The organism is Mesorhizobium sp. M00.F.Ca.ET.216.01.1.1, from assembly GCF_004010325.2.
Classification (GTDB): domain Bacteria; phylum Pseudomonadota; class Alphaproteobacteria; order Rhizobiales; family Rhizobiaceae; genus Mesorhizobium.
Window position 1 is genome coordinate 83354 of the sequence record NZ_SADR02000003.1, and the last position, 18865, is coordinate 102218.

An 18865-nucleotide genomic window follows, 5' to 3' on the forward strand; every position below is an offset into this window, starting at 1 on the left:
GAATTGGGCAATGGGGGCAGATCACAAGGAGAAATCCCATGCATGCAAAACTCACGACCGGTGCAATGCTGCTTGCGATGTCGACGCTGCTCCTGCCCGCCGCCGCTGCTCCCGATTGGCAAATGGTTGCAAAGACATTCGGCAAATCCGGAACGGAAACGCCCGACGGCGTCTACCGGATCGGGCTGCCGCGAACCGACCTGAAGGTATCGCTCGATGGCGTAGCGCTGAAACCTGGCTTCGCCCTCGGAGGCTGGATCGCCTTCGAACCGATGGGGAACCAAGCCATGGTCATGGGCGACATCGTTCTGACGCAGGACGAAGTGAATCCGGTGATGAAGAAGCTCGAAGAAAGTGGCATCGAGATCACCGCGTTGCACAACCACTTACTGCGCGCCGAGCCGATGACGCTCTATATGCACGTCTTCGGCCAAGGCGACCCGGTCACGCTCGCGACGGCGTTGCATGCGGGATTGGCGCTGAGCAAGACGCCGATGGAGAATGCCGCAAAGCCGCAAGCCTCTGCCCAGCAAATAGAACTCGACACTGCAGCAGTCGACCAGGCCATCGGTCACAAAGGCAAGGCCAATGGCGGCGTTTACCAGTTCAGCATCCCTCGAGCCGAAACCATCACCGATAGCGGCATGCAGGTTCCGGCATCGATGGGCAGCGCGATTGCCATCAATTTCCAGCGGACCGGGGCCGGCAAGGCGGCGATCACTGGGGATTTTGTGCTGATCGCATCCGAGGTCAATCCGGACGAACAGCCGCGGCTCTTCTTCATGCATTTCTGGGCCAATGACGACGCCGTCAAGCTGGGACGTGGCCTCAAGGCTGCGCTTGACAAGATGGACCTCAAGAACAGCTAGGTCCCGTCCTGTGCGCCCCGCCCGCGTGACCCTCTGGCTCACCGCCGCGATCCACCTGATCATGTGTTCGGTCGGCGCGGCAGCGGCGGATCCGCATCTGATCCTCGAGCGAACAATTCCACTCGAAAACCTCCGGGGCCGCATCGATCATATGGCGATTGATCGTGTTGGGGGGCGACTGTTCGTCGCCGAACTCGGCAACGACAGTGTCGATGTGGTCGACCTTCAGACCGGCAAAGTCCACGAAAGGATCAATGGACTGAAGGACCCGCAGGGTGTCGCGTATCTTGCCAATCAGGACGTGATCATCGTTGCCAATGGCGGTGACGGGTCCGTTCGGTTCTTACGCGCCGGTGATCTGTCGTCACTGGGAACCACTGCGCTCGGCAGCGATGCGGTACGCATCGATCCGTCTTCCGGCCACGTTGTTGTCGGATATGGCAATGGCGGATTGGCCGTCCTCGATCCGGTGACCCGGTCCAAGCTCGAAGACATAGGACTGGCGGGCCATCCCGAAAGCTTTCAGTTCGACCCAAAAACGGGCCGAGTGTTCGCGAATGTGCCGGACGCCGGGCAGATCGCCATCATCGATCTCAAATCGCGCAAGCAGGTGGCCACCTGGAAAACACCAGGCTTGGCGGCGAATTTTCCGATGGCGCTCGACAGCGCGGCTGGACGACTTGCAGTTGTGTTCCGCCGCCCAGCAAAGCTTGCCCTTCTGGACGTAGCGACAGGTGCGGTCACGGCGAGCCTCGAGAGCTGCGGCGATGCTGACGATGTTTTCTTTGACGGTAAGCGCGGCCGAATTTATGTGAGCTGCGGAGACGGCTCGATCGACATTGTGCAGCGCAGCCCGAAAGGGCTCGGACTGATCGAACGTATGGCAACTTCCAGCGGAGCGCGGACCTCGCTCTTCGTACCGGAACTCGATCGCCTCTTTGTTGCCGTGCGTGCGGGATGGCTTGGATCCAAGGCTGCCGTCCTCGTATTTCGCCCTTCGCCGTGACGATTATCACGTCACCGTGATCGATCAGGGCGAACGGTGCGGGAATAAACCACGGCATTGGCCGGTCTCCCAAGCATACGCCATTGCGGCGTCGCAGGAGATCGACATGACCCACGACGACAATGAAGACATTGGCAAGGGCGGGGGCATCAGCCGCCGCTATGCGCTGGAATGCATGATCTGGGCCGGCACCGGCGTGCTCTGGACGATATCCGGCGGCGTGCCGACATCACTCAGCCTGCTCGGAGAAGCGCAAGCCGCCGAGGCCGTGTCCACCGGCTTCACCTTCCTGCAGATATCGGACAGCCATATCGGCTTCGACAAGGCCGCCAATCCGCACGCCATCGACACGCTGAAGGAGGCCATGGGCAAGATCCAGGCGATGTCAGCAAAGCCCTCTTTCCTGATCCACACCGGCGACATCACCCACCTTTCCAAGGCCGCGCAGTTCGACAACGCCGCACAGATCATCGGCGGCGCCGGGTTCGACGTGCATTATGTGCCCGGCGAGCACGATCTCATCGACGACGGCAACGGGCAGGCCTATCTCGACCGTTACGGCAAGGGCACCAAGGGCGCCGGCTGGTATTCGTTCGACCAGAACGGCGTCCATTTCATTGGCCTGGTCAATGTCGTGAACCTGAAGGCAGGCGGGCTCGGCAATCTCGGAGCCGAGCAGCTGGCCTGGCTCGCAGACGACCTGAAGGCCATCAGCGCCTCGACCCCAATCGTTGTCTTCGCCCACATCCCGCTCTGGGCGGTCTATCCCGAGTGGGGGTGGGGCACCGACGATGCCGCGCAAGCATTGGCTTTGCTCAAGGGCTTTGGCTCGGTCACCGTTCTCAACGGCCATATCCACCAGATCATGCAGAAGGTGGAAGGCAACGTCACCTTCCACACGGCCCGCTCGACCGCATTCCCGCAGCCTGCGCCAGGGGCGGCAGCCTCGCCCGGGCCGATGACCGTGCCCGCCGACCAGCTGCGTGGTCTGCTCGGCATCACCAGCGTTGCGGTGAGGCAGGGAAAAGAGGAGCTGGCGATCATCGACAGCACACTTGCCGATGCCTGACCGTGACGCTGCAGAAGGAACCACCCATGATCTACCTACGTCTGCCTGCCCGACAACTCGCCGCGATCCTTGCCGGCCTCAGTCTGGCTGCCGTCGCCTCTGCGCCGCTCCATGCGGCGGATGCACCGCTGGTGAAGATCGAGAACTTCGCTTTCACGCCGCAGACCCTGACCGTGAAGGTCGGGACGACCGTTACCTTCGAGAATGACGATGACATCCCACATCTGGTGGTCGCGAACGATGCCTCGTTCCGCTCCAAGGCGCTCGACACCGGCGACACATACGTCTTCACCTTTACAAAAGCCGGCGACTTTGCCTATTTCTGCGGGCTTCACCCCCACATGCAAGGTACCATCACAGTCGCTCCATGAGCGTAATGGGCGGTTGGGAAACGCAGACGATGTTGCGGTGTTGAGCGGCAAGGCCCGGGCGGACCGGTTCGGCGAGGTGGTCATGCCCCACCTCGCCGATGCGCTTTCGCTCGCGCGCTGGCTGACCGGTAATGCCGACGACGCCGAGGATGTGGTGCAGGAAGCGTGCCTCAAGGCTCATGCCGGCATCGCCACCTATGCGGGCGGCAATGCACGCGCCTGGCTGCTGGCCATCGTGCGCAATGCTTCCTACAGCTGGCTCGCCCGCAACCGCCCGCGCAGCATCGTCGCTGTCGGCAACCTCGCCGATCTCGACGAGGTTGCCGCGCCGCGCGAAACCGACGCCGACAGCCCGGAGGCAGCCTTGATCGCCAAGGCCGATACGGCGGCGGTCGCAACGGCCATCGCCAGGTTGCCGCAGGCGTTTCGCGAGGTCCTGGTGCTGCGCGACATCAACGGCCTCAGCTACAGGGAGATCTCGGCCATGCTCGACGTGCCGCTGGGTACCGTGATGTCGCGCCTGTCCAGGGCGCGCGGGCTGCTGATGTCCGAACTCGGAGACAAGCGATGAGCAACGACAGCGGACTGCCGACAAACCCTGCCGATCTCAGGCTTCTGCTGCACGCCCTTGTGGATGGCGAACTCGATGCCGCCACCAGCCTGGCGCTGGAGCGGCGCATCGCCAGCGATCCGGCACTCGCCGCCGAGCATGCCCGCATCACTGCGTCGCAGGCCGCTGTTCGCAGCCTGCGCCGACCCGAGGTCAGCGAAGGCTTCCGGGCCCGCATCGCGGCAATAGGCACTCCCGACAAGACGCAAGCTCTGCCGGCCCGATCGCGGCGACCTCTCGCAAGGGCGGCAATTCACAGGTTCGGTTCCTTCGATTGGCGCGCCATGGCGGCTTCGATCCTCGTCACGGCGGTGCTGGCTAGCGGAGCGACGCAATGGGTGATGCTGAGCGGCGCACCTGACAGCTTTGCCGTGGCCATCGCCAGCGGCCATCGCCGCAGCCTTCTTGCCACGAGCCCGGTGGACGTCGTTTCGTCGGACCGGCACACCGTGAAGCCTTGGCTCGACGCCCGGATTGGGGTGTCGCCGCCGGCACCCGACCTCGCCAAGGACGGCTTTGCGCTGCTCGGCGGGCGGATCGAAGTGATCGGTGATAAGCCGATGCCGGCTCTCGTCTACCGGCACCGCGAGCATCTGATCACCCTCGTCGCCGCGCCGCAGGAAACCGGCGGGGCATCCGCACCGGTCGCGACGGATCTTTCCGCCGGCGGGTTCTCGCTGGTCCACTGGAGCGACGGTGCCTTCTCCTACTGGGCTATTTCGGACACTGAGCGGCCCGAACTCGAAAACTTCGTCGGCCGTTTCCAAGCGGCCGCGGCAGCAGGATGATTTTTCCGACGGACGAACTGCCGTCGAGCTGGGGGGCATCTTGATGTCCAGTAAAAAGGCAATCGGCTGCCCGTGATTCTTACCGGCAACTCGACATCCAGAAGCACATGAACGCCTCCGGAAACGAGGCCTATCGGCGACACGTACATGCGGCTTCGATCCTGTCAATTTGGGAAGGCTTTCTGAAAAGCCGCTTGACTCTCTTTCTAAAATATCAATTCTAGAATGATCATCTTAGAAAGAGACGCAGATGACCAGACCGCGATCGTTTGACGAAGCCGCTGTACTCCATGACGCGATGGACGCATTTCGGCGAAGCGGCTTCGCCGGCGTCTCTATCAAGGATTTGGGCGATGCGACGGGCCTGACGTCCGGCTCGATCTACAATGCCTTTGGCGACAAGGAAGGTCTCTATCGGGCGGCTTTCGGCTATTACATCGATGCCGTTATCCGTCGCCGGATCGAGACGTATGTCGGTGAGGCAAATGACCTGAATGGTTTGGAACAGTTGTTCCTGTCGTTGCTGTGCGCGCCGGAATCCGACGAGCATGGTTGTCTGTTGACGAATGCCGCCGTCGAGTTCGGCGCGCAGCCGTCGGTCGCCTCGCAGGGTCTCGCCGAAGGGTTCGCCGTGCTGGAAGCTGCCATTAGGCGGGTCGTCGAGGGTCAGATTGGAGGAGGGCAGGTCGGCCTTCTGGTCGCCAGGCTTCTGCTTCTCTACCAGGGCATTCTCGTCCTGATCCGCGCTGGCCAGAACATCTCGGCCTGCCCGGCCGTCATTCGATCAGAGTTCGAGCAACTACGGAAACTTCTGCCATGATCAGCCTTTCCCGCAGAGTGGTGCTTCTCGGCACCGCCGGCAGCCTCATTGCGTCTCTCATGCCGGCCTTCGGAACGGCACGGATCATGCCGACGGTTCGATACGTTCGGACCAACGGCATCAACATGGCTGTTTACGAAGCTGGCAAGGGGCCGGCGGTGGTTTTGCTGCACGGTTTTCCCGAGCTTGCCTTCTCCTGGCGCCATCAGATCGCGCCGCTCGTCGCCGCTGGCTATCATGTCATCGTTCCCGACCAGCGCGGCTATGGCCTGACCGATCGGCCATCGAAGGTCGAGGACTATGATATGGTGCACCTGACCGGCGATCTCGTCGGTCTGCTTGATGCGCTCGGCGTCGAAAAGGCTGTGTTCGTCGGCCACGACTGGGGCGGCCTAGTCGCCTGGCAGATGCCGCTTTTGCACCAAAGCCGTGTTGCTGGTGTCATCGGCCTCAACACGCCGTTCATTCCTCATGAGATGCTGTGGCTGGATCCCAGCCTCACCAAAGGTTTGACGCCGCCCGACAAGCCGTTCGTGGCCGACGATACAAAAGACCCGATCGCGCAGATGCGTGAGGTCTACAGTCCCGATATGTATGTGCTGATGTTCGAAGATGGAGACCTTGGCGACCGGCTGATGGCGCACGATGTGGCGCGCGTGTTCAGAAACAATATGCGCAAGGGTGTCATCACCGCCGCGCAATATGCCAGGCTGCCGCCACAGGCCCGGCACATGGCCTTCATCAAGACGCTCGAGCAACCGGAACCCAAAACGCTGCCCGGCGAGCTGATCCTGACGCCGGACGAGCTTGCGTTCTATGTCGAGAGCTTCGAGCGCACTGGTTTCACACCCGGCATCAACTGGTACCGCAACTTGTCGCGCAACTGGAAAGCCGGCCTGAACATCAATCAGACGATAGAAGTGCCATCCTTGATGATTGGTGCTGAAGACGACGTCGTGCTTGCCCCAGCGCTGATGGATGGAATGGATGCGCACATACCCGATCTCGAGAAAGATGTGATCGCTGGTTGCGGGCATTGGTCCCAGCAGGAGAAGCCGAAAGAGGTCGCAACCCTTATGATCGGCTGGCTGAAGCGGCGCTTCCCCACGTAGCCATGCGTGCCGACGCCGGGGGTTAGAGCAACCTGTTGATTTCTAGTGTCGTTTTGATTTGGAAGTTCGCTCGGAACTCGATATCAAAATCAGACGAACTTCGAAATCACGACACTAGCACTCTGCTTTCCCACAGTCGGTCGCCGAGCGACCAACTCCATTAGCCCGTCCCGCTCCCATTCTGTGAAATGATGCATCCCCAGCAGGGGGTGACGCCTTGCCGCATGATGTTCCCGTCATAGCTGCGCCGGGCATCATCCCCAGTCGGGTGCGCTGCTGAATCAGGCAATCGAGACTGACACGAAAAGGCCGCCATCGACGTCGCTCCGAAAAATGCTTCGCTGCAATTTACAACTAACATGTCAGTGTGCTAGCACTGCGCGTAGACAGATGTTCGGAGAGGGTCGCAGTGACGTCGCGTTTTGGTCTCTCGGTTGCTCTCGCCACGCCTTTTGAGACGTCCGGGCAAATCGCCATCCCTGCCATGGTCGCGCAAGCCCGAGCCTGCCTTGGCGCCGGCTGCAACAGCGCAACGCTGTTCGGCACCACAGGAGAAGGTGCCTCCGTCGGCACCGAGGAGCGGCGGGGTGTCATCGAAGCCATGCTCGTCGCCGGCATCCCGGCACATCAGCTTGTCGCCGGCGTGCTGGTCGATGCAGCCGAAGACGCCGCCGAACAGGCACGCTACGCCTTGCAGCGCGGCGCCCGCAACATCCTCCTCGCGCCGCCGAGCTACTTCAAGAATGTCGGCGAGGACGGGCTGTTCGGATGGTTTTCCGCAGTCTTCGCGGCGCTCGGCCCGCTGGCTCGCGGCATCCTCCTCTACAATATCCCTTCCGTCACCATGGTGCCGCTTCCGCTTGGCCTGATCGGCAGGCTGCGTGCAGCCTTTCCCGGCGTGGTCGCCGGTGTCAAGGATTCTGGTGGCGACTGGAGCTACAGCGAGGCACTGCTGAGCGCCCATGGTGATCTGGTGATCCTGATCGGCGACGAGCGGCACCTGGCGAGAAGCGTGCGTCAGGGCGGGCAGGGCGCCATTTCGGGCATGGCCAATTTCGTCACCGGCGAAATCCGCGCCATGGCCGTGGACGGGCGCGACGATGCCCGCGTCGAGAGTTTTGTTCTCGAACTGCTCAAATATCCGGTCACGCCGGCAGTGAAGGTGATGGTGGCGCGCAAGACCGGCGACGAACGCTGGCTGACGGTGCGACCGCCGCTGGAACCGATCGCTGCGCAGGAGCGGCAACAGCTTGCCGCCGCCTATGACAGGCTGTTTGCGACAGAGCCGGCCTGACATGCAAGGGGAAGCGCGCTGAGATGGACGACGCCAGCGAACCGGCAACCCTTCGGGAAAGAGCTTATGCCAGCTTCACGCGGCATTTGCTGGCCCGCGATCTGCGGCCGGGGCAGTTCGTGTCGCAGCGCGAACTGGTGGCCTTTACTGGGCTGCCGCTTGGCGCCATCCGCGAGATCGTGCCGCGCCTCGAAGCCGAGGGACTTCTGACAACCATCCCGCAGCGCGGCATGCAGATCGCGCATATCGACATCAGCTTGATCCGCGAGGCCTTCCAGTTTCGCCTGTTCATGGAGCGCGAAGCGGTAGCGCTTTTCACTATCAACGCGTCCGACGCCGAACTCGCCCGTCTGCGGCGCGAGCATGAGGACATGCTGGCTCAAGCCTTGTCCCAGGCGCCGACGCCGGAAATGGAAGCCAAGGCCCAGAACATCGACTGGGCCATGCACGACACCTTCATCGATGCACTTGGCAACGAAATCATCGCCAAGGCCTATCTGGTCAACTCGGTAAAGATCCGGCTGATCCACCAGGAGCGTTTCCGTATCGACGGGCGCGTCGTCCCGGTGATGCGCGAGCACCTGACGGTGATCGAAGCGCTCGAGAGCCGCGATCCGCAAAAGGCGGTCGAGGCGATCAGCTGGCATATCGACAATGCGCGCCGGCTGGCGCTCCAGATCTGAGGAAGCACGAGCCGCGCCGCAGTCACGGCGCAATCCACAACGACAGCAACCGGGAGGAAGAAATGTCGTCCAATCTGTTCAACCCAACCAGGAGGGAACTCCTTGCAGGAACCACGGCGCTTGCCGCCGCCGGCCTTGCGGGTCTGCGCCCAAGCTTTGCCGCCGGCGTCGACTGGAAGCGCTTTGCCGGCACGACGCTTGACGTCAATTTGGTGAAAAGCCCGCGCAGCGACACCATCCTGAAATACCTCGCCGAATTCGAGGAACTGACCGGGATCAAGGTCAATGCCGAGGCGACGCCGGAACAGCAGCAACGCCAGAAGACGGTGATCGAGCTTAGCTCTGGCAAGCCGAGCTTCGATGTCGTGCATCTGAGCTACCACGTGCAGAAGCGGCAGTTCGAGAAGGGTGGCTGGCTGGCGGACATCGCCGGCTATCTCGCCGACCCGACGCTGACCGATCCTGGGCTGGTCGAAAGCGATTTCGCCGAGGCCGGCATGCTTTTCGCCAAGGACGGCGAGGGCGTGCTGCGCTCGCTGCCCTTCTCGGTGGATTACTGGATCGTCTACTGGAACAAGGAGCTGTTCGAGGCCAAGGGCATCAAATATCCCGAGACGTTCGAGCAACTGGTGGCTGCCGCCGAAGCGCTGACCGATCCATCGACCAACACGTACGGTTTCGTTGCCCGCGGCCTCAAGAATGCCAACACGCCGGTGTGGACATCGCTCATGCTCGGCTACGACATGACGCCGCTCGACGACAAGGGAAAGCTGCGCACCGAGGCTCCCGAGGCGGTCGAGGCTGCCGCCCTCTATCAGAAGCTGATGACCAAGTGTGCCCCGCCGGGCGTCACCGGCTTCAACTGGGCCGAAGCGCAGTCCGCCTTCCTGCAAGGCAAGATTGGCATGTGGTTCGACGGCGTTGGCTTTGCCCCGCCGATGGAGAATCCCGAAAAGTCGCGCGTCGTCGGCAAGGTCGGCTACGGCGTCGTACCCAAGGGTCCCAAGGCGCATGCCTCCGGGACCTTTGGCGACGGCCTCGGCGTGACGGCCACCAGCGAGAAGAAGGAGGCCGCCTATCTGTTCTGCCAGTGGGCGGTATCCCCGGCCATGGGCGCGCGCCTGCTGCAGGCCGGCGCCGGCGTGCCTTTCCGAAAGTCGGTGCTGGAGGATCCCAAGGTGCGCGAAGGCGTCACCATGCCGGCGAGCTGGCTCGATGCCGTGGTCGGTTCCGGCAACATCAGCCGGCTGGCGCTGCCGGTCATCATCCCTGTAACCGAGTTCCGCGACATCTACGGCGTGGCGTTGACCAATATGATTGCCGGTGCTGATCCGGCGGCTGAGCTGAAGAAAGCTACCGAGCAGTTCCAGCCGGTTCTCGACAGGAGTGAGCAAGGCTGATGTCCGCCACCACCCCAGAACAAACCGGGGTGACGATGCAAGCCACCGAAGGGAGCCAGACGATCCGACTGGCTCCCAACTACTGGCCCTTCGTCGTGCCGGCGCTCGTCGTCGTTGGCGCCGTGATCGTCTTCCCCTGGGCTTTCACGCTGTGGATGAGCGTCAACCGCTGGACGCTTGGCCAGTCGCGAAGCTTTGCCGGGATGGAAAATTATCTGCGCCTGGCCGGTGATCCGCGATTCTGGGAATCCCTTGTCCATACGTTGAGCTACACCTTCCTCTCGGTCGTTACGCCGATGTTCCTGGGCACCGTGGCGGCCCTGATCTTTGACGCCAAGGTTCCGCTGCGCGGCCTGCTGCGTGGCATCTTCGTGATGCCGATGATGGCGACGCCCGTTGCCGTGGCACTGGTCTGGACGATGATGTTCCATCCTCAGCTCGGCGTGCTCAACTACCTTCTGTCGCTGGTCGGCATCCCGGCGCAGGAATGGATATTCAACGCCAACACGGTCATCCCTTCGCTGGTTGCGGTCGAGACCTGGCAGTGGACGCCACTGGTGATGCTGATCGTGCTGGGCGGGCTGGCCTCGGTGCCGCGCGAGCCCTTCGAGAGCGCCGAGATCGACGGCGCCAATGCCTGGCAGCAATTCCGCTACCTCACCTTGCCGATGATCGCGCCGTTCCTGATGATCGCGGTGATCATCCGCACGATCGATGCGCTGAAGAGCTTCGACATCATCTACGCGATGACGCAGGGCGGGCCGGGCACGGCCTCGGAAACCATCAACATCTATCTCTACAACACCGCTTTCTCCTACTACGACATCGGCTACGGCTCGGCCATGGCGGTGGTGTTCTTCACCGTCATCGTGGCTCTGTCCTTCATCCTGCTGATGCTGCGCCAGCGCTCCCAGTGGGCCGATGCGGAGGGCAAATAGATGAGTTCCCAGTTGCTCAACCGGATCGGTCTGTTTTTCGCGGCTCTGGTCTTCGTCTCGCCGGCGATCCTGTTCTTCCTCTGGATGATCTCGCTGTCTCTGAAATTCGAGATCGACAACGGCGCCTATCCGCCGATCCTGATCCCCGAACGTTTTGCCTGGTCGAACTATGCAAAGGTGTTCGAGGAGAACAATTTCCTGCTCTGTCTCTGGAATTCGGTTCTGGTGACCGGCACGGCGACGCTGCTGGCGCTGCTGATTGGTGTTCCGGCCGGCTATGGCATTGCGCGGCTCAAGGCCGAGAGATCGGCGGTCGTCATCATGATCGCCCGCATGACGCCAGGGCTTTCCTATCTCATCCCGCTGTTTCTGCTGTTCCAGTGGTTCGGCATTCTCGGCACGCTGTGGCCGCAGATCATCATCCATCTGGTGGTGACGGTGCCGATCGTGGTCTGGGTGATGATAGGCTATTTCGAGACGACGCCGATGGAGCTGGAAGAGGCGGCCAACATCGACGGCGCCACCTCCTGGCAGGTGTTCCGGCTGGTCGCCCTGCCCATCGCAAAGCCGGGCATCGTCGTCGCCTTCATCCTGTCCGTCATCTTCTCGTGGAACAATTTCGTCTTCGGCGTGGTGCTCGCCAGCCGCGAGACCCGCACGCTGCCGGTCGCCGTCTACAACATGCTCTCCTATGAGCAGGTGAGCTGGGGGCCGCTCGCCGCCGCTGCGCTGGTGGTGACGCTGCCGGTGCTGGTCCTGACGATGTTCGCGCAAAGGCAGATTGTCGCCGGGCTGACTGCCGGCGCCGTCAAGGGCGGCTGAGGCGCCCGGCCGGACATCACTCTTTTCCTAGGGAAATCCAATGGCATCGGTAACAATCAACAATGTGCAGAAGGCTTTCGGGGCCGCCAAGATCATTCACGATGTCAGCGTCGACATCGCCGACGGCGAGTTCGTCATCCTGGTCGGCCCGTCGGGCTGCGGAAAATCGACACTGCTGCGCATGATTGCGGGGCTAGAGACGATCTCGGGCGGAAGGATCACCATTGGCGAGCGCACCGTCAATAATCTGCGGGCGCGAGACCGGAACATCGCAATGGTGTTCCAGAATTATGCGCTCTATCCGCATATGACGGTGGCCGACAATATGGGCTTTGCCTTGAAGATCAAGAAAGCCGATCCAGCCGACACCGCCGGCCGTGTCAGGAAGGCAGCCGGCATCCTCGGCCTGGAAAAGCTGCTTGACCGCTATCCGCGCCAGCTTTCCGGCGGCCAGCGCCAGCGCGTCGCCATGGGCCGCGCGATCGTGCGCGACCCGCAGGTCTTCCTGTTCGACGAGCCGCTTTCCAATCTCGACGCTAAGCTGCGTGTCCAGATGCGCGGCGAGATCAAGGCGCTGCACCAGCGGCTGGGCACCACCACCATCTATGTCACCCACGACCAGATCGAGGCCATGACCATGGCCGACAAGATCGTCGTGCTGCATGACGGCCTTGTGGAGCAGATCGGTGCGCCGCTCGACCTCTACGACCGCCCGGCCAATCTCTTCGTTGCCGGCTTCATCGGTTCGCCGGCGATGAACTTCATTGCCGGCCACATCGAGGAAGGCGTTTTCTGCAGCGCCGGCGGGCTGACCCTGCCGCTGCCGCAAGACATCCACCCGGCGCGCACCTCAGGTGGAGAGCTCGTCTATGGCATTCGTCCCGAACATATCCGGGTGACCGGCCAGGGCATCCCGGGCACCGTCACGCTTCTGGAAGCGACGGGTTCGGAGATTTTCGCCAGGGTCGACTGCGCCGGCGAGGAGATCTCCTGCCTTTTCAGGGAGCGGCTTGCGTTGAAGCAAGGCGAAGGGGTGCGGATCGAAGTCGACCGCGCATGCGCCCACCTGTTCGACGCGAAAACCGGCAGGCGCATCTGACGCTGCGCGGCTGATGCCGCCTTGCAGAGGGGCAGGCTCAGGCGATCATCTGACCGGGTTGAAGCACTTCGATGCCCTGGCGCAATCCGGTGGCGACGACCGACACCCTGAATTTTCCAGCGAGCGCCTCGTCGAAAATGGCGCCGACGATGATGTCGGCATCGGCGTCGACCTCCTCGCGTATGCGGGTGGCCGCTTCGTCGACCTCGAACAGCGTCATATCGGTTCCGCCCGATATCGAGACGAGAACACCCTTGGCACCCATCATGGAAGCTTCGTCGAGAAGCGGGTTTGCTATGGCTGCCTCTGCAGCGTTCCTGGCACGGCCTTCGCCTGTGGCTTCACCGGTACCCATCATCGCGCGGCCCATGTCCCGCATCACCGATTTCACGTCGGCGAAGTCGAGATTGATCAGCCCTTCCTTTACGATGAGGTCGGTAATGCAGCCGACACCGGAATAAAGCACGCGGTCCGCCATGGCAAAAGCATCCGCGAACGTCGTCTTGGCGTCGGCAATCCTGAACAGGTTCTGATTTGGGATCACGATCACCGTGTCGGCACTTTCGCGAAGCCGATCGATGCCTTCGTCGGCCGATTGCAACCGGCGTTTCCCTTCGAAGGTAAACGGCTTGGTGACGACGGCCACCGTCAGTATTCCCGCGTCTCGCGCAGCTCGCGCTATGATGGGGGCAGCACCTGTCCCCGTTCCACCCCCCATGCCGGCGGTCACGAAACACATATGCGTTCCCGCGAGGTGGTCCATGATCTCGTCGATCGTTTCCTCGGCTGCCGCGCGCCCGACCTCGGGCAGGGACCCGGCTCCCAAGCCTTCCGTCACATGAGCACCCAACTGGATCAGTCGTGATGCCTTCGACATTGCGAGCGCCTGGGCGTCGGTGTTGGCGACGATGAACTCGGCGCCCTGCAAGCCCTCGGTGATCATGTTGTTGACGGCATTGCCACCGCCACCGCCTACGCCAATAACGGTTATCTTCGGCCTCATCTCGAAGATTTCCGGCTTTCCCTTGGTGTTCAATGCCGTCTCTCCATCGAAAATACTGGGCGCGGCGAGCAATCAGATGATCTTTCCGAAAACCGCACCGAATCCGATGCGGCAAGCTCGCGAATCAGGCCATGCCCCCGCTGCCAAGGAATCAGAGGGTGAACCTGCCTGCAAGTGCGAGCTTGTCAGCGCAATGTCGGCGGGGTGCTAAAAGCTACGGCGGCTATCTGCCAAGTGCCTGAAAACTATGGTGATCCCGACAGGAATCGAACTTGTGACCTACAGATTAGGAATTTGTCAGACGGCCTTCCTGTTGTTTCCCAATGCCCGTCGGCTGGTGCCTTTTGGCCGGATCGGCAAGCCGGAGGAAGTGGCCGCGCTGGTAGCTTTCCTCGCATCGGACGAAGCTGCGTTGATGTGTGGGTCTCTGGTGGAAATCACGGGCGCGCAAGCGGTGGCTTGGGCAGATAGAGGTGTTGCAAACCGGTCCAACTGGGTTGTGTGCGTCAAGCACACAACCTGAAGCATTGGCATGACGAGAACCCCTACTACGGCAATGTCGCATATCAGGAATCACTTGATGGCAAGGCCGTCGAGTGGATGGAGAAAGTCTGCGACTAACAATACCGCCGCCAATCGTTGCCGCGACTGCAGCGTCTCGCACTTGGCGAAGTCTTGCGGTGCCGAGCTCTGCAATAGTGATAGGCACGCTGCCAACTCACCCCAGCCAATACCTCGGCCCTGGCCCCTTGCGTCCTGCCATATCGGCAGGGTTCGCAAGGCTACAGCGGTCGATCGAAAGGCAGCCGCAACCGATGCACTCGGTAAGCCCGGACCTCAGGCGCTGCAACTCGGCGATGCGCTGGTCGATGCGCTTGGTCCACTCGCCTGACAACCTCGACCAATCCCGACGCGACGGCACGCGATCGGCTGGCAACTTGGCGAGCTCGGCGCCGATCTCCTCGAGCGTCAGCCCAATGCGCTGCGCGAAGACGATGAAGGCGACCCGGCGCAGCACAGATCGCGGATAGCGTCTGTGTCCCGAGCCGGCCCGCTCGGATGCGATCAGCCCGCGCTCCTCGTAGAAACGCAGAGCCGATGAGGCGACGCCGCTGCGCCGCGACACGTCGGTGATGGTCAGCATGGAATCCATGCATGAACGAAAGCACGATTCCCGCTTGACTTCAAGTTGACTTGAACTTGTAGCAACGGGTCGTACGGATTGAAGGAGCACCGGCAATGCAGACGAATATCGATCTTCAGGGACTTCGCGTGGCGGTCACGGGCGGCACGTCCGGCCTAGGACTGGCGCTTGTGCGGCAGCTTACCGCGATGAAGGCGTGCGTCGCCTTCATCGCCCGCACCGCCGCGAATGTCGAACGCATCGCCGACGAGACGGGCGCGCACGGCATTGTCGGCGACGTCGGCAAGAAGGACGACATCTACCCGATCGCGTTGCAGGTCACTGCCAGCCTTGGCGGGCTCGACGTCCTGGTCAACAATGCGTCGAGCCTCGGCCCTGTCCCTTTAGCGCTCCTTGCCGATACCGAATGCGAGGAGCTGGAAGTGGCGCTCGCCGTCAATCTCGTCGGCGCGTTCCGGCTGACGAAAGCCCTGTTCGGTGCGCTTGCCGCGTCCGCACGCGGGGGCGGTGGCGCGCTGGTGATCAACATCTCTAGCGATGCGGCGGTCAACGCCTATCCCGGCTGGGGCGCGTATGGCGCGAGCAAGGCCGCTCTTGCCCATCTGACGGCGATTTGGGACGAGGAGGCGAAAGCCGACGGCATACCGTTCCTCGCGCTCGACCCTGGCGATATGGACACCTCACTGCATGCGCTCGCGGTCCCTGATGCCGATCCGGCGACCTTGAAGCGCCCCGAGCTGGCTGCTGCCGAGATCATCGAAAAGATGCTCGACGCGTTGCCCGTCCGCTCTACGCTTCTCACCGGGGCACATGGATGATTGCCGCCGACCGTCCCGATCGGCGCTCCGCCAGGCTGTTCGTCGTCGAGGCAGACGGCACGATGAGCGACTTGCCGCGCGCTGTATTCGCGACGCTATTCGATCCCGGCGACCTGATCGTCGCCAATGACGCCGCGACCTTGCCTGCCAGCTTGCGCGGCACGCATGTCCCTAGCGACGAGACGATCGAGATCCGCCTGGCAGGCTGGCTGACACTTCCCGATCCAACCCGCTTCGTGGCGATAGCCTTCGGCGCGGGCGATCACCGCACGCGCACGGAAGACCGGCTGCCTCCGCCTCCGCTGTCACCAGGCGATCGCCTCCGGCTCGGCCCGCTTGAAGCCGTCGTAGAGCGCCTTCTCGACCGTCCTCGGCTTCTAGAGTTGCGCTTCCCAGACAACCGCGCAGCGGTGCTTGCAGGACTGGCGCAGCACGGCCGGCCGATCCAATACGCGCATGTTCCCGAACCGTTGGCACTGTGGGATGTTTGGACGAAGATTGCCGCCGGGCCGGTCGCGTTCGAGGCGCCATCGGCAGGCTTTGCTCTCGACTGGCTCACGCTCCAGGCCTGGCGTCGGCGCGATGTCGGCTTCGCAACACTCACGCATGCCGCGGGCGTTTCTTCCACCGGCGATGCCGCGCTCGACGCGCGCCTCCCCTTCGACGAGCCGTACCGCATCCCTGAGTACACCGCGACGCAGGTCGCGCGGGCGAAGCTCCGCGGCAGCCGCATTATCGCGATCGGCACGAGCGTAGTGCGTGCGCTTGAGGCAGCCGCCAATCTTGACGGCAGTGTGCGTGCCGGAAATGGCATTGCGACAGGGCGTATCGCGCAGGGCACGCGGCTTCGGGTGGTTGATGCGATTCTCACAGGCGTCCACCAGCCCGGCGAAAGCCATTTCGAGCTCCTGCACGCCTTTGCCGACGAAGCTCTGCTCGCCAAGGCCTCCGCAGCGTTCACCGCGTACCGCTACCGTGCGCATGAATTCGGCGATTCCATGCTGCTCTATCGCCAACCGCTGCTTCTATCGCGCGAACAGAACCGGGCCGAGGTGCCCGAGACGAAGGCTCTACTCGAGACATGCTATGAGTGACGGCAGGATCGTTAGCATTTCGGGCGCTCGGCGCGCCAGTTGCAGCGGACCAGGATTTGGAATTTGATCCAAAGCGGACCGTCGCCCCCGGCGGAACGTCATATGGCACGAGCGCATTCTAAGTTCGTGGTGCACCGCCGAGGCTGGCTGTGAAACGCCCCCGAGTGTGGGAAAAAGGCCGGAATTGGCTTCAAAAGCAAAGGGACCAGCAATGACAATTGCCAAGAACACGATTTGCCTTTGGTACGACAAGGACGCCGAAGCTGCAGCCCGCTTCTATGCCGAGACTTTTCCTGACAGCTCGGTAAGTGCCGTCCACCGCGCTCCCAGCGACTATCCGGCCGGCAAGGCGGGTGACGTGCTGACGGTCGATTTCACGGTCGCCGGCATCCCCTGTCTCGGCCTCAATGGCGGGCCCGCGTTCAAACACAACGAAACCTTCTCCTTCCAGATCGCCACCGATAATCAGCAGGAGACCGACCGCTACTGGAACGCCATCGTCGGCAATGGCGGCCAGGAAAGTGCGTGCGGTTGGTGCAAGGACAAATGGGGCATCTCCTGGCAAATCACGCCGCGCGTGCTGACCGAGGCGCTGGCGGCCGGCGGCGATGAAGCAAAACGCGCCTTTGATGCTATGATGGATATGAAGAAAATCGACGTCGCAGCGATCGAGGCGGCTCGGCGCGGCTGACGGTCCGAGGTTAACCTGTTGCCGACGTTCATCTGTTGCACTTTCCGTAATGCGCCTGATCAACCGGCAATCCGGCATCTATTCTGACGAACCGGGCCCGTGGATCTTCTTTACCGTTTGCCCGATTTCGCAACAGCGCTGATCAAAGCGCATTTCCGTCCGGGCCGAACAGGTGACAGCGTTGAGGATCGATGCTGACTGTCAATGTCTCTCCCGCGCGCACCGGTTGCTGGCCGTCGAGCGCGACGGTAAGGCTCTGACCGCCCTTCATTGAGGCGTAAAGGATGGTCTGGCCCCCGAGATGTTCGACGAGGTCGACCCTTGTATCGCCGATCGTCGTACCGTGTTCGCCGACGGTGATGTGTTCGGGACGGGCCCCAAACGTCACACGATCTCCCGCTTTTGCCGCACCTATCGGGCGTGGCAGGCTGATTGTCTGACCGTTCAAATGGACTGAGGTCATTCCGTCATTCGATCTGGCCAGTTCGCCTTCGATGAAGTTCATCTTGGGCGAACCGATGAAGCCGGCCACGAACTTGTTGACGGGCTTGTTGTAGAGATCGAGCGGCGCCCCCACCTGCTCGATCCGGCCGGAATTGAGAACGACGATCTTGTCGGCCATCGTCATTGCCTCGACCTGATCGTGCGTCACGTAGATCATCGTGTTGCCGAGGTTTTGATGGAGCTTCGAAATCTCCACGCGCATCTGCACACGCAATTCGGCATCGAGGTTGGAGAGCGGTTCGTCGAAAAGGAAGATCTTCGGCTCGCGCACGATGGCACGGCCGATCGCCACGCGCTGGCGCTGGCCGCCGGAAAGGGCTTTCGGCCGCCGGTTGAGCAATTGCGAAATCTGCAGGATCTCGGCGGCGTGTTCGACGCGTCGCGCGATCTCGCTTTTCTTCATGCCCGCCGTCTCCAGGCCAAAGGCGAGGTTCTTGTAGACGGTCATGTGCGGATAAAGCGCGTAGGACTGGAAGACCATGGCGATGCCGCGCCGCGCGGCCGGCACTTCGTTCATCCGCTCCCCGTCGAGGAAGAGCGAGCCCCCGGAGATCAGTTCGAGCCCGGCGATCATCCGGAGCAGTGTCGACTTGCCGCAGCCGGACGGGCCGACGAAGACGGCGAATTCCCCGGGATCGATCTCCAGGTCGATGCCACGGATGACCTCGTGCTCGCCGTAGCGCTTGACCACTTTCTGCAGCGAGACGTTCGTCGCCATGCTTCGTTCCTC

Annotated in this window: 20 protein-coding genes and 1 pseudogene; 18 read left to right on the forward strand and 3 right to left on the reverse strand. The window is 62.3% G+C overall.

What is annotated here, in order from left to right; all coding sequences use genetic code 11:
* The first annotated feature begins 38 nt into the window (after positions 1–38).
* From EN859_RS05395 to ugpC (EN859_RS05460), 14 genes are all read left to right on the forward strand, one after another.
* Positions 39–869, forward strand: coding sequence for a DUF1259 domain-containing protein (locus EN859_RS05395; protein WP_127852570.1), 831 nt, complete (start codon positions 39–41; stop codon positions 867–869).
* A gap of 25 nt (positions 870–894) precedes the next feature.
* Positions 895–1875: a hypothetical protein gene (locus EN859_RS05400; protein WP_245525489.1), complete on the forward strand. Its 981-nt coding sequence runs from the start codon at positions 895–897 to the stop codon at positions 1873–1875.
* Between the two features lie 106 nt (positions 1876–1981).
* Positions 1982–2944 (forward strand): metallophosphoesterase, encoded by a 963-nt coding sequence (locus EN859_RS05405; protein WP_127852569.1) that lies wholly within the window; start codon positions 1982–1984, stop codon positions 2942–2944.
* 26 nt (positions 2945–2970) lie between these two features.
* Positions 2971–3315, forward strand: coding sequence for a cupredoxin family copper-binding protein (locus EN859_RS05410; protein ID WP_127852568.1), 345 nt, complete (start codon positions 2971–2973; stop codon positions 3313–3315).
* A gap of 40 nt (positions 3316–3355) precedes the next feature.
* Positions 3356–3886 (forward strand): sigma-70 family RNA polymerase sigma factor, encoded by a 531-nt coding sequence (locus EN859_RS05415; protein WP_245525490.1) that lies wholly within the window; start codon positions 3356–3358, stop codon positions 3884–3886.
* On the forward strand, positions 3883–4713 hold the full coding sequence (locus EN859_RS05420) for an anti-sigma factor (protein WP_127852567.1): 831 nt from the start codon (positions 3883–3885) through the stop codon (positions 4711–4713). The genes EN859_RS05415 and EN859_RS05420 overlap by 4 nt, the downstream gene beginning before the upstream one ends.
* A 250-nt stretch (positions 4714–4963) precedes the next feature.
* Complete coding sequence (locus EN859_RS05425; protein WP_127852566.1) at positions 4964–5533, forward strand: TetR/AcrR family transcriptional regulator; 570 nt, start codon at positions 4964–4966, stop codon at positions 5531–5533.
* An 86-nt stretch (positions 5534–5619) separates the two neighbouring features.
* Positions 5620–6645, forward strand: coding sequence for an alpha/beta hydrolase (locus EN859_RS05430; RefSeq protein WP_210237686.1), 1026 nt, complete (start codon positions 5620–5622; stop codon positions 6643–6645).
* Positions 6646–7054: 409 nt separating this feature from the next.
* Positions 7055–7939 (forward strand): dihydrodipicolinate synthase family protein, encoded by an 885-nt coding sequence (locus EN859_RS05435; protein WP_127852565.1) that lies wholly within the window; start codon positions 7055–7057, stop codon positions 7937–7939.
* 23 nt (positions 7940–7962) lie between these two features.
* Entirely contained in the window at positions 7963–8622 is a 660-nt protein-coding gene (locus tag EN859_RS05440; RefSeq protein ID WP_127852564.1) for a GntR family transcriptional regulator, read from the forward strand.
* A 62-nt stretch (positions 8623–8684) separates the two neighbouring features.
* Positions 8685–10022 carry an extracellular solute-binding protein gene (locus EN859_RS05445; RefSeq protein WP_127852563.1) on the forward strand — a complete coding sequence of 446 codons (1338 nt, stop codon included), beginning with the start codon at positions 8685–8687 and terminating at the stop codon, positions 10020–10022.
* Entirely contained in the window at positions 10022–10960 is a 939-nt protein-coding gene (locus EN859_RS05450; RefSeq protein WP_127852562.1) for a sugar ABC transporter permease, read from the forward strand. Before EN859_RS05445 ends, EN859_RS05450 begins: the two co-directional genes overlap by 1 nt.
* The gene (locus tag EN859_RS05455) at positions 10961–11782 is read left to right on the forward strand and encodes a carbohydrate ABC transporter permease (RefSeq protein ID WP_127852561.1); all 822 of its coding nucleotides are present in this window, start codon (positions 10961–10963) and stop codon (positions 11780–11782) included. It abuts the gene before it with no gap.
* Positions 11783–11822: 40 nt separating this feature from the next.
* Positions 11823–12881 carry a sn-glycerol-3-phosphate ABC transporter ATP-binding protein UgpC gene (ugpC, locus tag EN859_RS05460; protein ID WP_127852560.1) on the forward strand — a complete coding sequence of 353 codons (1059 nt, stop codon included), beginning with the start codon at positions 11823–11825 and terminating at the stop codon, positions 12879–12881.
* Between the two features lie 37 nt (positions 12882–12918).
* On the opposite strand, the gene ftsZ is transcribed toward ugpC (EN859_RS05460), so the two are convergent.
* Positions 12919–13917, reverse strand: coding sequence for a cell division protein FtsZ (ftsZ, locus tag EN859_RS05465; RefSeq protein ID WP_245525491.1), 999 nt, complete (start codon positions 13915–13917; stop codon positions 12919–12921).
* Between the two features lie 298 nt (positions 13918–14215).
* Between ftsZ and EN859_RS05470 the strand changes: the two are divergent.
* Positions 14216–14407 (forward strand): annotated as a pseudogene (locus EN859_RS05470) (SDR family oxidoreductase); the annotation flags it as partial.
* A gap of 195 nt (positions 14408–14602) precedes the next feature.
* Here EN859_RS05470 and soxR read toward each other — a convergent pair.
* Entirely contained in the window at positions 14603–15037 is a 435-nt protein-coding gene (soxR, locus tag EN859_RS05475; protein ID WP_127852559.1) for a redox-sensitive transcriptional activator SoxR, read from the reverse strand.
* A gap of 86 nt (positions 15038–15123) precedes the next feature.
* Between soxR and EN859_RS05480 the strand changes: the two genes are divergently transcribed.
* The 3 genes from EN859_RS05480 to EN859_RS05490 all read left to right on the forward strand — a co-directional run bounded on the left by EN859_RS05480 (position 15124) and on the right by EN859_RS05490 (position 17631).
* A complete protein-coding gene (locus EN859_RS05480; RefSeq protein WP_127852558.1) occupies positions 15124–15846 on the forward strand; it encodes an SDR family oxidoreductase in 723 nt (240 codons plus the stop codon).
* The gene (locus tag EN859_RS05485) at positions 15843–16940 is read left to right on the forward strand and encodes an S-adenosylmethionine:tRNA ribosyltransferase-isomerase (protein ID WP_127852557.1); all 1098 of its coding nucleotides are present in this window, start codon (positions 15843–15845) and stop codon (positions 16938–16940) included. The genes EN859_RS05480 and EN859_RS05485 overlap by 4 nt, the downstream gene beginning before the upstream one ends.
* Positions 16941–17157: 217 nt before the next feature.
* Entirely contained in the window at positions 17158–17631 is a 474-nt protein-coding gene (locus EN859_RS05490; protein ID WP_189501744.1) for a VOC family protein, read from the forward strand.
* A gap of 142 nt (positions 17632–17773) precedes the next feature.
* Here the strand turns inward: EN859_RS05490 and ugpC (EN859_RS05495) are convergent, their stop codons facing one another.
* A complete protein-coding gene (ugpC, locus tag EN859_RS05495) occupies positions 17774–18853 on the reverse strand; it encodes a sn-glycerol-3-phosphate ABC transporter ATP-binding protein UgpC (protein WP_127852555.1) in 1080 nt (359 codons plus the stop codon).
* Between the last annotated feature and the right edge of the window lie 12 nt (positions 18854–18865).

What these genes read in the sequence shown, in the direction of transcription:
- EN859_RS05395 (WP_127852570.1), top strand. Translation starts at nt 39, where the DNA reads ATGCATGCAAAACTCACGACCGGTGCAATGCTGCTTGCGATGTCGACG.
- EN859_RS05405 (WP_127852569.1), top strand. Translation starts at nt 1,982, where the DNA reads ATGACCCACGACGACAATGAAGACATTGGCAAGGGCGGGGGCATCAGC.
- EN859_RS05410 (WP_127852568.1), top strand. Translation starts at nt 2,971, where the DNA reads ATGATCTACCTACGTCTGCCTGCCCGACAACTCGCCGCGATCCTTGCC.
- EN859_RS05420 (WP_127852567.1), top strand. Translation starts at nt 3,883, where the DNA reads ATGAGCAACGACAGCGGACTGCCGACAAACCCTGCCGATCTCAGGCTT.
- EN859_RS05425 (WP_127852566.1), top strand. Translation starts at nt 4,964, where the DNA reads ATGACCAGACCGCGATCGTTTGACGAAGCCGCTGTACTCCATGACGCG.
- EN859_RS05430 (WP_210237686.1), top strand. Translation starts at nt 5,620, where the DNA reads ATGCCGACGGTTCGATACGTTCGGACCAACGGCATCAACATGGCTGTT.
- EN859_RS05440 (WP_127852564.1), top strand. Translation starts at nt 7,963, where the DNA reads ATGGACGACGCCAGCGAACCGGCAACCCTTCGGGAAAGAGCTTATGCC.
- EN859_RS05445 (WP_127852563.1), top strand. Translation starts at nt 8,685, where the DNA reads ATGTCGTCCAATCTGTTCAACCCAACCAGGAGGGAACTCCTTGCAGGA.
- EN859_RS05450 (WP_127852562.1), top strand. Translation starts at nt 10,022, where the DNA reads ATGTCCGCCACCACCCCAGAACAAACCGGGGTGACGATGCAAGCCACC.
- EN859_RS05455 (WP_127852561.1), top strand. Translation starts at nt 10,961, where the DNA reads ATGAGTTCCCAGTTGCTCAACCGGATCGGTCTGTTTTTCGCGGCTCTG.
- ugpC (WP_127852560.1), top strand. Translation starts at nt 11,823, where the DNA reads ATGGCATCGGTAACAATCAACAATGTGCAGAAGGCTTTCGGGGCCGCC.
- soxR (WP_127852559.1), bottom strand. Translation starts at nt 15,037, where the DNA reads ATGGATTCCATGCTGACCATCACCGACGTGTCGCGGCGCAGCGGCGTC.
- EN859_RS05480 (WP_127852558.1), top strand. Translation starts at nt 15,124, where the DNA reads ATGCAGACGAATATCGATCTTCAGGGACTTCGCGTGGCGGTCACGGGC.
- EN859_RS05485 (WP_127852557.1), top strand. Translation starts at nt 15,843, where the DNA reads ATGATTGCCGCCGACCGTCCCGATCGGCGCTCCGCCAGGCTGTTCGTC.
- ugpC (WP_127852555.1), bottom strand. Translation starts at nt 18,853, where the DNA reads ATGGCGACGAACGTCTCGCTGCAGAAAGTGGTCAAGCGCTACGGCGAG.